The organism is Stenotrophomonas rhizophila, assembly GCF_003751305.1.
GTDB lineage: Bacteria > Pseudomonadota > Gammaproteobacteria > Xanthomonadales > Xanthomonadaceae > Stenotrophomonas > Stenotrophomonas rhizophila_B.
Map to the genome: position 1 here is coordinate 338059 of NZ_RJKV01000001.1, position 12073 is coordinate 350131.

Sequence of the window (12073 nt, forward strand, 5' to 3'; positions counted from 1 at the left end):
GCCGCCCGGGGGCGGCGTTTCTGCGTCAGCGTGTTACCACCAGCCCCAGCCGCGGTAGCCCCAACCCGGACCCCAGCCCGGGCCCCACGGGCCATACGGGTAGGCGGGCACCACATCCACCTGGCGCTGTTCCGGCCACAGGTAGATGACATCGGCGTCCAGCTTCGGCAGGCGGTAGTCGTACTCGCCGATCCGGGTGTTCTCGTAACCGCCGATCTTGCCGATGAAGGTCACATCGCGGCCCGGCTCGAACACCGCCGGATCATAGAAGCCGGCGCGGCAGGCGATGAAGCGGCCGTCACTGGCGTCGGCCGAGGTGGTGCTCGGGCGGCCACTGCCGTTGAGCGGGCGCGAAATCATCTGGAAGCAGGTCTGGCCCTGGCCCGGATTGGTCTCGATGATGCGACCACCCCAGCGCACCGGGGTGCCCACCTGCTGGGTGGGAACCGCGTCGCGCGGGCTGACCATACTGAACTGCCCCTGCAGCGGCTTGGGCGCGGTGGCGCAGGCAGCCAGTGCCAGAGAGGCAGCAAGGGGAAGCAGGATTTGAATCTTCATGGGGATGCTCCGGAGGTCGGGCGATGCCTGCGCAGGTCGCGCAATAATGAAGTGAGGTCGACGTCAGCGCCAGCGTAGCGCGCTTGGACGAAACGCTCGCTGAGCGACAACAACGCCGGATCGGGACGGTGCTGATGTACCCGGCGGGCCCATGCGCTGGCGGGTTCGGCGCCAGCACGGGACAAGCCATAGCGGGCATACCGGCGTCCCAGCCGGTGCCAGGCCCGCAGCAGCGGGTCGCGCTCGCGTTCGCCCCGGGCCAGCAGCCATGCCATCCACCCTAGCGCGGTCAGCGCGAAGATGATGAAAATGCCGACCAGTTGGCTCGGATCCAGTCGCTCGAAACCAAACGGTTTAAGAAGCTGCTGCTGGCGGTTGGCATCGAAGGACAGGATCAGGTCGTTCCAGCCCCGGCGCAGCCAGTCGCCCATCTGCCCGATTTGCAGCCATCGGCTGTCCAGCGTGGCATCTGCGCCGTTGGCCAGGCGGTCTTCGATCGTGTCGTAGATGCGTTCAGGGGCGACGGCAGCGGTCGGGTCGACCCGCACCCAGCCGCGCCCGGGCAGCCAGACCTCGGCCCAGGCGTGGGCGTCCATCCGGCGCAGCACCCAGTAATCGCCATAGGGGTTGCGGATGCCACCGGCAAAGCCGGTCACGACCCGCGCCGGAATGCCGGCGTTGCGCATCAGCACTACGAACGAGGAGCTGAAGTGCTGGCAGAAGCCGGCCTGCTGATCGAACAGGAATTCATCCACGCCATCACGCCCGGGCTCGGGCGTGTCCAGGGTGTAGACGAAACGCGCGCGCACCCAGTCGAGCGCGCGCTGCACGATCGCGGCATCGTTGCTGCCGGCGTCCTGCCGCCACTGCCGGGCCAGCACCGCGGTTCGCGGGTTCAAGCCGTCCGGCAACTGCAGCGCCAGGCGCCGCTCGTAGGGCGTCAATGCCTCGGTGTAGGCCACGGCGGGTGCGGAGGTCAGCCGCCAGCGGGTGAGCGCGCTCAGGGACGCGTGGCTGCGCAGGCTGTGGTTGGCATCCAGATCGCTGCCGGCGGGCGCCTGCAGCGGCAGATCCAGTGCCACCAGTTGGCGGCGGTCGGTCGGCTCATAGTCGATCTGGTACTCCCACTGCGTGGCAGCATGGGTAACTGCCGCAGGCGCGCGCTCGATCAGATGCTTGTCCTGTTCCCAGCGCTTGCCGTCGAACAGGTTGAGCACCGGCCCGCGCCAATAGCGCTGCTGCGGTTCCGGAATCGCGCCGAAGAACTGCACGCGCAGCGCGGGGGTGTCATCGGCCATCAGGTCCAGCCATTGGCCGGGTTCCATGGTGTCCGACAGCCCCGGGTTGCCGACCGCGCGGTCGGGGATGCCCCACAGCGGTTCGCTCAACCGCGGGAACAGCCAGAAGCCGGCCAAGGCCAGCGGCAATCCGAGCAGCACCAGGCGGCCGATACCGCGCAGGTGGCGCTTGAGTGGTGCCGGTGGTGCCTGGCCCTCCAGGTGCGCCAGCCGTTGCAGGGCAAGCAGTGCGACCAGGCCGGCTAGCACCGCCAGCGCCATCGTCGTGGGCCCCTGGTCGAGCAGGAAGGCGGCGAACGGGGCGAACAGCGCAAAGCCGACCAGGCTGCGTGCATCGCGCAGGCTGCGCAGCTCGCTGGACTTGAGGGCGAGCATTGCCGCGAGCAGCGCGCAGCCGGTGTCACGGCCGGGCCGCGGCCCCATCTGCCAATAGATGGCGGCCAACATCGCGAGCACCAGCAGCAGGCGCAGTACACCGGGCAACAGGCGCTGGCGCGAGGCCAGTGCGGTCAGCACCGCCACGCCGGCGATCACGGCGGCCAGCAGGGTCGGCAGCTGCAGCAGCAATGGCAACAGGCACAGCGCGGCGCTGGCCAAGGTCCAGTAGCGGGCACCGGTGCCCAGCGCGGAGGCGGGTTGGTCAGTCATGCGGCATCAGCGCCAGGGCGCGCTGGCACAGATGGTGGTGGGCGCTGCCATTGCCGGGGCCGAGCACGGGTTGCCCGGGCAGGGTCAGCGTGTAGCGGCGCCCCTCGCGTTCGGCCAGATCCACCCAGTGTGCCAGCCGCGCGATGCGGGCTTCGGTCGGCAACGGTGACAGCTGGCGCCAGTCCAGCACGATTTCCACGCCTACCGGTTTTTCATACTCGCGCACCAGCAGCGTGTCGCGCCGCGCCGAGTGCTTCCACGCGATGCTGCGGGTGGGATCACCGGCGCGATACGGGCGCAGCTGATGCAGCTCGTCGCCGCTGGCATGCACGCGGGTATGCAGCGGATCGCCGCCACTTTCCGGCAGTGCCGGTGCGTGGGGTTCCGGTGCGGCGTACACCAGCAACGGCGTTTCCGGCCACACCCATGACCATGCGCGCACCAGTCCCAGCGGCTGCGTGGTGGCGATGCGGATCCGCTCCAGGTCGAACCAGCCGCGTTGATGCGTGGGCAGGTCCAGATCCACTTCGATCTGATCGCTGTCCACCAGATGGCCGAAGGCCGCCACGCCACCGTGTTCCACCTGCAGCCCGCGACGTGCGCGGGTGTCGTTGCGCGAAAGGCTGATGCGCAGGCGCAGGGGGGCACCGGCCGTCACCGGCTCGGCGGATATCGCGTCCACCTGCAGCGCGGAGAGCTGCAGATGTGCACTGATCGCGCTGGCGATGCTGACCGTCGCCAGCAGCAGGGCCAGCAGCAGGGCCGGGTTGTTGTTGTAGTTCAGTGCGCCCAGCAGCATTGCCGACAGCAGCACCGCTATGAACAGGCCAAAGCGCGTGGGCAGCACATAGATGCGGCGCCGATCGAAGCGGCGCGGCAGCTGCTCGGGGTGGCGTGGTCGCGCCAGGTGTTGCAGTTGCTGCCAGCGGGCTCCCCAGCCGCGGCGCATCTCAGTCGACCTGCACGGTCTGGAGGATGGCGCGCGCCAGCGCCGGGCCGTTGGAGGCTTCGGCTTCCGGCACCAGGCGATGCCCGGCCACCGCGACGAACAGGGTCTGCACGTCTTCGGGCACCACATGTGCGCGGCCCAGCAGCAGGGCATGCGCCTTCGCCGCGCGCAGCAGGGCCAGGCCGGCGCGTGGCGAGAGGCCCACGCGCACGCCCGCATGCTGGCGGCTGCGGGCCAGCAGTGCCTGCACGTAGGTGATCAGAGCTTCGCTAGCATGCACCTGGCCGACGGCCTCGCGCAGCGTGCGTACCTCCACCTCGCTCAATCGCGCGGTGGCCTGTGCGATCAGGTGGCGACGATCGGTGCCGCGCAGCAGTTCGCGCTCCGATTCCGGATTGGGGTAGCCCAGCGCCAGCCGCAGCAGGAAGCGGTCCAGCTGCGAGTCCGGCAGCGGGAACGTGCCCGACAGGTCGACCGGGTTCTGGGTGGCGATGACGAAGAAGGGATCGGGCAATGGATGGGTCACGCCATCGAGGGTGACCTGCTGTTCGGCCATCGCTTCCAGCAGCGCGCTCTGGGTGCGCGGCGGCGCGCGGTTGATCTCATCGGCCAGCAGCACGTGGGTGAAGACAGGGCCGGGGTGGAACTGGAACTGGCGGCTGCCCGCGTCGTAGACCGAGACGCCGAGCACATCGGCCGGCAGCAGATCGGAGGTGAACTGCACGCGCTGGAAGCCCAGCCCGAGGCTGGAGGCCAGGGCGTGGGCGAGGGTGGTCTTGCCCAGGCCGGGCAGATCTTCGATCAGCAGGTGGCCGCCGGAGAGCAGCGCCACGAAGGCCAGCCGCACCTCCTGTGCCTTGCCCAGCACCAACCCGTTGACCTGATCCTGGGCGGCGCGAAGGGACTGTCGCAGTACATCGGTTAGCATGGCTGGCACGGGGGGCGAATGATCCATGTCCGTCTCGATTCGATGATTCCACTGATTCTATAGAGCAATGCAGGGCGAACAACGCGCACGCACCATATTCCTGTTGTTGTGGACGCTGGTCACCGCCGTCAAATTGGTGGTGGCCGCTCGTCTGCCCTTGTTCGTGGACGAAGCGTTCTACTGGCAGGAAGGCCAGCATCTGGCGGCGGCCTATTCCGATCTGCCCGGGCTGACTGCCTGGCTGGCCCGCCTGGGCGTGGAGATCGGCGGCAATCACGTGCTTGGGCTGCGCCTGCCGTTCCTGGCGATCGGTGCATGGCTGCCCTGGCTGGTCTCACGCATTGCCACGCGCTGGTTCGGCGCGGTGGCGGGGTGGCAGGCGGGCAGCCTGACGTTGTTGATGCCGCTGTCGGCCACGCTGGGCATGCTGGCCGTACCGGATGTGCCGATGGCGCTGGCCGCGGTGCTGTGCCTGGATGCCGGCGCGCGCCTGCTGCGTAGTGTCGATGCGGCGGCGGCGGTGAAGCTGGCCGCCGGCCTGTCGATCGGCGCGCTCAGCCATTACCGCTTCATCGGCGTGATCGTGGTCGGCTTCATCGCGCTGCTGGTCCTGCCGCAGGGCCGGCGCATGCTGCGCGATCCGCGCGTGTGGGTTGCCCTGGCCGTGGGCGTGGTGGCGTGGTTGCCCCTGTTGTCGTGGAATGCCGACAACCATGATGCGGGGCTGAAATTCCAGGTGGTCGAGCGCCATCCGTGGGCGTTCGAATGGAGCGGGCTGTGGTTCCTGGTGATCCAGCCAATGCTGGTCACCCCGATCCTGTGCATCGCGATGTGGAAGGTGGCCCTGGCCGGCACCCGCTCTGGGGGCGGTGCGCGTGCGCAGTGGCGCTATTTCGGCCTGATCGGTGCGGTGTCGACCCTGTCGATCTTCGCCCTGGGCTTTTTCACCGATGTGGAGCGCATCAGTTTCCATTGGCCGCTGCCCGGCTATCTCGCACTGCTGATCGCGGTGCCGGTGGTCCTCAACGGGTGGCCGCGTTGGCTGCGCCGCACCGGCTGGTGGTTGGCCGGCACCGGTCTGGCGCTGGCCTTCGGCTACTACCTCATGGCCTCCATGCCGATGGCGCGCGAGCAGTTGGCCGGCTACAAGTACTACCCGCGCAACTTTGCTGGCTGGCAGCCGTTGGCCCGCGCCGTGCGCGACGAACTCACGACGATGCCGCCCGGTACGCGCGTGCTCGCCGGCAATTTCAAGGTGGGCGCGGAGCTGGGCTTCCAGTTGGGCGACGCCTCGATCGAGGTGCTGCCGCATCCCTTGAACGAAAAACATGGCCGCAGTGCACAGCTGGGTCTGTGGCATCTGCTGCACGACGGCAAGCGCGATGCGCCGATGCTGCTGGTGCTCGCGCCCAGCGATCAGCGCTATCGCGATCTGCTGGCGCGCTATCACGCGATCTGCGAGCAGGTGGGGCCGCTGCCGCCGCCACGCGTGGTCAGCAACGATCATGGCTACCAGCGCTTCCTGCTGTTCAAGCTGCCTGCCGAACGTGCCGATGGGCCGTGCGTGACGCCGGCGATGGCCTGGCTGGATGCGCCGCAGTCCGGGGCAACCGTGGGCGACACCCTCGAGGTGCATGGTTGGGCCTTCAAGGACGGCGTGGGCATCGAGCGGGTCGCGCTGTTCATCGATGGCAAGCCGGTGGGGGACGCGGCCTATGGGCGCGCCTTCGACATCACCACGGCCTGGAAGATCTCCACGGATCCGCAGCACCCCCATGTCGCCTTCGATGCCGCGCTGGACACCCGCCACCTTGCCCCGGGCCGTCATTGGCTAGGGATGACGCTGCACGGCAAGGACGGCAGTGTGGAGCAGTGGCAGGAGCAGGCGTTCGTCGTTCCCGCGCGCTGAGGCTCAGGGCAGGGTGTAGCCGGCCTGCCGCAGCAGCTGGCTCAGCGCGATCAGCGGCAGCCCGATCAGCGCGGTCGGATCACGGTTCTCGATCGCCTCGAACAGCGTGATGCCCAGCCCTTCGCACTTGAAGCTGCCCGCACAGTCCAGCGGTCGCTCGGCGGCCACGTAGCGTTCGATGTCCGCCGACCCCAGCGTGCGGAAGTGGACCCGGGTCAGATCACAGGCCTCCAGGACCTCGCCGTCGTGCACCAGGCTCACCGCCGTATGGAAGTCGACCACCTGCCCGGACATCGCCGCCAGCTGGGCATGGGCGCCCTCGACCGTGCCGGGCTTGCCCAGCGGGGCCCCGTTCAGTTCCGCCACCTGGTCCGACCCGATCACCCACTTGCCCGGGTGCAGGCGGGCGACGGCCTCGGCCTTGGCCCGCGCCAGCCGCACGGCCACGGCCCGTGGGGCCTCGCGGGGGGCAGGGGTCTCATCCACCTCGGGGCGAGCGGTCTCCAGGGGCAGGCCGAGCCGCTCCAGCAGCTCACGGCGGTAGCGGGAAGTAGAGGCAAGCAGCAGCGGGGTCATGCGACAATACCGGGCACGGAAGGCCGGCAGTCTGGGCCCTTCGGACGGGAATCGGCAACCTGACTGCGCAGGTATTTGACAGCGGCCCGGACGATCCTTAACATTCAGCGGCTTATGTCCGCAAACGTGCCCGAAATGCTGGATGCTTGGCGGATGGTCGCAGCACGCAGGTGCTTCGACGGCCAGGTGGATCTAGCGGAATTGACCCGCCTCCAGGGCCTTGTCGCCGATACCGAAGGAACGTGCACCTATGCACTGGAATTCGCGCACGACGACATCCTGCAGGTATCCTATGTTGAACTGTCCATCGACACCGCGCTGCCGCTGATCTGTCAGCGCAGCCTGCAGCGTTTCCTGTTGCCGGTCTCGATGGTGCAGCGGCTCGGTCTGATCCGCAGCGAAGAGGAAGAATCCTCGCTGCCGGAAGGCTGGGAACCGTGGCTGGTGCCGGAAGACGGCATGCTGCGACCGCTGGAACTGGTCGAGGACGAACTCGTCCTGGCCGTGCCCGTCGTGCCGCTGTCTCCCGATGGTGAGGCCGTGGACAAGGACTGGGCACCGACCGAAGAAGAAATCAGCAAGGCCAATCCGTTCGCGGCGTTGGCGGCACTGAAAAAACAATAGCAGCCGGATTGTCGTCGGCGGCTGCGGCGAAAGCGAAAACTGTGCTGGGCGCTGGCGTCCTGCGCGACGATACGACGAAGCAAAACGAACCGAGTTTGGAGCAATCCCATGGCTGTGCAGAAATCCCGTGTCACCCCGTCCCGCCGCGGTATGCGCCGTGCGCATGACGCCCTGAGCGCCAAGCAGCTGTCCACCGATCCGACCACCGGTGAAGTGCATCTGCGTCACCACATCACCGCTGACGGTTTCTACCGCGGCAAGAAGGTGATCACGACCAAGTCGAACTCGGCCGTCGAAGAAGATTGATTTGTGAAGGCCGCTGCCCGGTCGGGCGGCGGCCTTTACCCCATTCTTCCCGGTCACCACGTTTGGTGATCGAGCTACAGGACATGCAATGAGCAAGCGGATCTACTCGAGGATCGCGGGCACCGGTAGTTATTTGCCCGAAAAAGTGTTGACCAACCAGGATCTGGAGAAAATGGTCGACACCAGCGATGAGTGGATTCAATCGCGCACTGGTATCCGCGAACGGCACATTGCGGCCGAGAACGAGACCACCAGCGACCTCGGCTACCACGCCGCGGTACGTGCGCTTGAAGCGGCCGGTATCGACGCTTCGCAGCTCGACATGATCGTGGTGGGTACCACCACGCCTGACCTGATTTTCCCGTCCACCGCGTGCCTGATCCAGGCCAAGCTCGGTGCGACCGGCTGCCCCGCCTTCGACGTCAACGCCGCCTGTTCGGGCTTCGTGTTCGCGTTGAGCGTGGCCGACAAATTCATTCGTTCCGGTGATGCACGCCATGTGCTGGTCATCGGTGCGGAAACGCTGACCCGTATCGTCGACTGGACCGAGCGCACCACCTGCGTGCTGTTCGGCGATGGCGCGGGCGCCGTCGTGCTCAAGGCCGACGAAGAGACCGGCATCCTCAGCACCCACCTGCATTCCGATGGCAGCAAGAAAGAGCTGCTGTGGAACCCGGTGGGCGTGTCGGCCGGCTTCGGCGAGGGCGAGAACGCCCGCGGCGCGATCCTGATGAAGGGCAACGACGTGTTCAAGTACGCCGTCAAGGCGCTGGACTCGGTCGTCGATGAAACCCTGGAAGCCAACGCGCTGACCAAGGACGACCTGGATTGGCTGATCCCGCACCAGGCCAACCTGCGCATCATCGAAGCCACCGCCAAGCGCCTGGAGATGTCCATGGACCAGGTGGTGGTGACGGTCGACAAGCACGGCAACACCTCCTCGGCCTCCGTGCCGATGGCGCTGGACCACGCGGTCCGCTCCGGCCGTGTGGAGCGCGGCCAGCTGCTGCTGCTGGAAGCCTTCGGCGGCGGCTTCACGTGGGGTTCTGCTCTGCTGCGCTATTGATAGTGTCAGTTACGACAACGTGACGCTGTCGTTACGGCCCCATTACGGGGCCGTATGCATTTCAGGAGAACTGCCATGGTTGAGCCCATCGTCATCGAGGGCCAACGCGCCTGGCTGAAGCAGTACGGGGAAGGAAGCCGGGTGGTCGCACTGGGCCTGCTGAACTTCATCGCCCGCCGCTTCCAGCTCGATGCTCTGCGCCCACCGCCGCACCGTGGCGGTGACGCCGCCCGCGAAACCGAAGCCCGCCGCCTGTCCGAACTGCAGGCCCAGGGCGTCAACGTCCCCAGCGTGATCGGCAGCGGTCATGCCGCCCTCGTGCTGGGCGACAACGGCTCCTCGTTCAATACCTGCCTGCGCGAAGCCGACGATGCTGGCCGCGATCGCCTGGTGTCCGCGGCCATGAACGCGATCGCCCAGGCGCACCAGAAGGGCGCCTATTTCGGCCAGCCGCTCCCGCGCAACCTCACCTGGGATGGCAAGGCCATCGGCTTCATCGACTTCGAAGAAGACCCCCTCGAAGTCATGGACCTCGCCCAGGCCCAGGCCCGCGACTGGCTGATGTTCGGTTACGGCGTTGCCAAGTACTACGAAGACCGTCCCCAGCAGCTCCAGGCCCTCATGGCCCAGGCCATGGACGGCGCAGAGGCCCCGGTCCTCGCCCACGCCCATGACGTCACCGGCCGGCTCCAGGGTCTGGCCCGCGCCAGCCTGAAGATGGGCCGCTCCGCCCGCGCACTGGCGCACTCCATCCTCATCGTGCACGGCGCCACCACGCTGGGCGTGTTGATGGTCGTCGCGCTCTGCTTCGATTTCTTCACCGATGGCGACCTGGACATCCTCCAGCTGTTCACCTGAGGAACGGCCCCACATACGCGGCAGTACAGACGAAGGGCGACGTTCCCCTTTATCATTCGCCGTTCGATTTTTGCAGGCGGATGATCGCGTGACCGATACCAATCTCGCATTCGTGTTCCCGGGCCAGGGCTCGCAGTCGCTGGGCATGCTGGCCGAACTGGCCGAGCTGCACCCGCAGATCCGCGAGGCCTTCACCGAAGCCTCCGACGGCGCCGGTGTCGACCTGTGGGCGCTGTCGCAGGGCGGTCCCGAGGAAATGCTCAACCGCACCGAATACACCCAGCCGGCCCTGCTGGCCGCCAGCATCGGCGTGTGGCGTGCCTGGAACGCCGTTGGCGGCGCCCAGCCGGCCGTCCTGGCCGGCCACAGCCTCGGCGAATACACCGCCCTGGTGGCCGCCGGCGCGCTGACCCTGCGTGACGGCGCGCACCTGGTGCGCCTGCGCGGCCAGCTGATGCAGGAGGCCGCCCCGACGGGCGTGGGCGCCATGGCCGCCGTGCTCGGCGCCGAAGACGCGCTGGTCGTGGAGGTCTGCGAGCAGGCCGCCGGCAGCCAGGTCGTCGTGCCCGCCAATTACAACTCGCCCGGCCAGATCGTCATCGGTGGCGACGCTGCCGCCGTGGATCGTGCGCTGGCGCTGCTCGCCGAGAAGGGCGTCCGCAAGGCCGTCAAGCTGGCTGTCAGCGTGCCCTCGCACACCCCGCTGATGCGCGAAGCCGCCAACCGCCTGGCCGAAACCATGGCCGGCCTGGACTGGCGCGCCCCGGCCCTGCCGGTGGTGCAGAACGTGGATGCCCGCGTGCATGACGGCGTGGATGCCATCCGCCAGGCGCTGGTGCAGCAGCTGTACCTGCCTGTGCAGTGGACCGGCTGTGTGCAGGCGCTGGCCGCCCGTGGCGTCACCCGCGTGGCCGAATGCGGCCCGGGCAAGGTGCTGAGCGGATTGATCAAGCGCATCGACAAATCGCTGGACGCGCGCACACTGTCCACGCCCGCCGATTTCGAGACGGCCCGCGAGACCTGGGCCGCCTGATGTCTTCCGATCGCGCCCGTGCTGGAATGGCTTCGCGCCAGACCGGCCGGACCGGTCCCGTTTGAGGAAATGAGATGAGCAAGCCCCTTCAGGGTGAAATCGCACTGGTCACCGGCGCCAGCCGGGGTATCGGTGCCGCGATCGCCGACGCACTGGCCGCGCAGGGCGCGACCGTCATCGGCACCGCCACCACCGACGCCGGTGCCGCCGCCATTGGCGAGCGTCTGGCTGCCGTGGGTGGCCACGGCCGCGCGCTGAACGTCACTGACGCTGCTTCGCTGGAGGCCGTGCTGGACGGTATCGCCAAGGAATTCGGCGCCATCAGCATCCTGGTCAACAACGCCGGCATCACCCGCGACAACCTGTTGCTGCGGATGAAGGAAGAAGACTGGCAGGCGATCCTGGACACCAACCTGACCAGCGTCTTCCGCACCTCCAAGGCCGTCCTGCGCGGCATGATGAAGGCGCGCAAGGGCCGCATCATCAACATCGCCTCGGTGATCGGCGTGACCGGCAATGCCGGCCAGGCCAACTACGCCGCGGCCAAGGCCGGCATCATTGCCTTCTCCAAGTCGCTGGCCAAGGAAATCGGCTCGCGCGGGATCACCGTCAACGTGGTCGCGCCGGGCTTCATCGATACCGACATGACCAAGGCCCTGCCGGAAGAGCAGCGCACCGGCCTGGTCAAGTCGATCGCCCTGGAGCGGCTCGGCGAGCCGTCCGATATCGCCAACGCGGTGGCGTTCCTGGCCGGTCCTTCGGCCAGCTACATCACCGGCGAAACCCTCCATGTGAACGGCGGCATGTACATGCCGTAAGCATGTGGCGCAAGGATTGCGCCGCAAGTGGTTGATCCGTTTGATGTTTTGCTGCAATGCAAGGTGTCGCTGGTTTCCACTACACTATCCCACGGTCATCCCTCACCGGATGGCGTCATTTTTGAACCACTACTCCATCTGGAGCGATATCCAATGAGCACCATCGAAGAACGCGTCAAGAAAATCGTCGTCGAACAGCTTGGCGTCAAGGAAGAGGAAGTCACCAACAGCGCATCGTTCGTCGATGACCTGGGCGCTGACTCGCTGGACACCGTTGAACTGGTGATGGCGCTGGAAGAAGAGTTCGAGTGCGAAATCCCGGACGAAGAAGCCGAAAAGATCAGCACCGTGCAGGCTGCGATCGACTACATCAACGCCCACGTCAAGGCTTGATGTCAGGCGGCTCGTGCGCGGCCGTGGCGATCGCTGCGACCGCGTGCGGCAAACCCATGGGGCCGCGCTTGCGGCCCTGTGCTTTTGAGCGTTATACCGCGTGATACCC

At 67.3% G+C, this 12073-nt stretch carries 13 protein-coding genes; 8 read left to right on the forward strand and 5 right to left on the reverse strand.

The window, feature by feature from the left end; genetic code table 11:
- Window positions 1-33: 33 nt before the first annotated feature.
- From EDF74_RS01585 to EDF74_RS01600, 4 genes are read right to left on the reverse strand one after another with little or no spacing between them, the layout of a single operon-like run.
- The gene (locus EDF74_RS01585; RefSeq protein WP_019185338.1) at window positions 34-558 is read right to left on the reverse strand and encodes a Slp family lipoprotein; all 525 of its coding nucleotides are present in this window, start codon (window positions 556-558) and stop codon (window positions 34-36) included.
- On the reverse strand, window positions 555-2504 hold the full coding sequence (locus EDF74_RS01590; protein ID WP_123728508.1) for a transglutaminase TgpA family protein: 1950 nt from the start codon (window positions 2502-2504) through the stop codon (window positions 555-557). Before EDF74_RS01590 ends, EDF74_RS01585 begins: the two co-directional genes overlap by 4 nt.
- The gene (locus EDF74_RS01595; protein ID WP_123728509.1) at window positions 2497-3453 is read right to left on the reverse strand and encodes a DUF58 domain-containing protein; all 957 of its coding nucleotides are present in this window, start codon (window positions 3451-3453) and stop codon (window positions 2497-2499) included. Before EDF74_RS01595 ends, EDF74_RS01590 begins: the two co-directional genes overlap by 8 nt.
- 1 nt (window position 3454) lies before the next feature.
- Window positions 3455-4408: an AAA family ATPase gene (locus EDF74_RS01600; RefSeq protein WP_123728510.1), complete on the reverse strand. Its 954-nt coding sequence runs from the start codon at window positions 4406-4408 to the stop codon at window positions 3455-3457.
- A gap of 40 nt (window positions 4409-4448) precedes the next feature.
- On the opposite strand from EDF74_RS01600, the gene EDF74_RS01605 reads away from it, so the two are divergent.
- Complete coding sequence (locus EDF74_RS01605) at window positions 4449-6290, forward strand: glycosyltransferase family 39 protein (protein ID WP_123728511.1); 1842 nt, start codon at window positions 4449-4451, stop codon at window positions 6288-6290.
- A 3-nt stretch (window positions 6291-6293) separates the two neighbouring features.
- Here EDF74_RS01605 and EDF74_RS01610 read toward each other — a convergent pair whose 3' ends face one another.
- Window positions 6294-6866, reverse strand: coding sequence for a Maf family protein (locus EDF74_RS01610; protein WP_123728512.1), 573 nt, complete (start codon window positions 6864-6866; stop codon window positions 6294-6296).
- A 114-nt stretch (window positions 6867-6980) separates the two neighbouring features.
- Here EDF74_RS01610 and EDF74_RS01615 point away from each other — a divergent pair, with 114 nt between their 5' ends.
- From EDF74_RS01615 to acpP, 7 genes are all read left to right on the forward strand, one after another.
- The gene (locus tag EDF74_RS01615) at window positions 6981-7490 is read left to right on the forward strand and encodes a YceD family protein (RefSeq protein WP_121043054.1); all 510 of its coding nucleotides are present in this window, start codon (window positions 6981-6983) and stop codon (window positions 7488-7490) included.
- Window positions 7491-7598: 108 nt separating this feature from the next.
- A complete protein-coding gene (gene rpmF / locus EDF74_RS01620) occupies window positions 7599-7796 on the forward strand; it encodes a 50S ribosomal protein L32 (RefSeq protein WP_017357626.1) in 198 nt (65 codons plus the stop codon).
- Between the two features lie 88 nt (window positions 7797-7884).
- Window positions 7885-8862: a beta-ketoacyl-ACP synthase III gene (locus EDF74_RS01625; RefSeq protein ID WP_123728513.1), complete on the forward strand. Its 978-nt coding sequence runs from the start codon at window positions 7885-7887 to the stop codon at window positions 8860-8862.
- 75 nt (window positions 8863-8937) lie between these two features.
- Complete coding sequence (locus EDF74_RS01630) at window positions 8938-9720, forward strand: serine/threonine protein phosphatase (RefSeq protein ID WP_123728514.1); 783 nt, start codon at window positions 8938-8940, stop codon at window positions 9718-9720.
- Window positions 9721-9808: 88 nt separating this feature from the next.
- On the forward strand, window positions 9809-10753 hold the full coding sequence (fabD, locus tag EDF74_RS01635) for an ACP S-malonyltransferase (protein ID WP_123729676.1): 945 nt from the start codon (window positions 9809-9811) through the stop codon (window positions 10751-10753).
- A gap of 74 nt (window positions 10754-10827) precedes the next feature.
- The gene (gene fabG / locus EDF74_RS01640; protein WP_123728515.1) at window positions 10828-11571 is read left to right on the forward strand and encodes a 3-oxoacyl-ACP reductase FabG; all 744 of its coding nucleotides are present in this window, start codon (window positions 10828-10830) and stop codon (window positions 11569-11571) included.
- Window positions 11572-11724: 153 nt separating this feature from the next.
- The gene (acpP, locus tag EDF74_RS01645) at window positions 11725-11964 is read left to right on the forward strand and encodes an acyl carrier protein (RefSeq protein WP_017357544.1); all 240 of its coding nucleotides are present in this window, start codon (window positions 11725-11727) and stop codon (window positions 11962-11964) included.
- Window positions 11965-12073 lie beyond the last annotated feature (109 nt).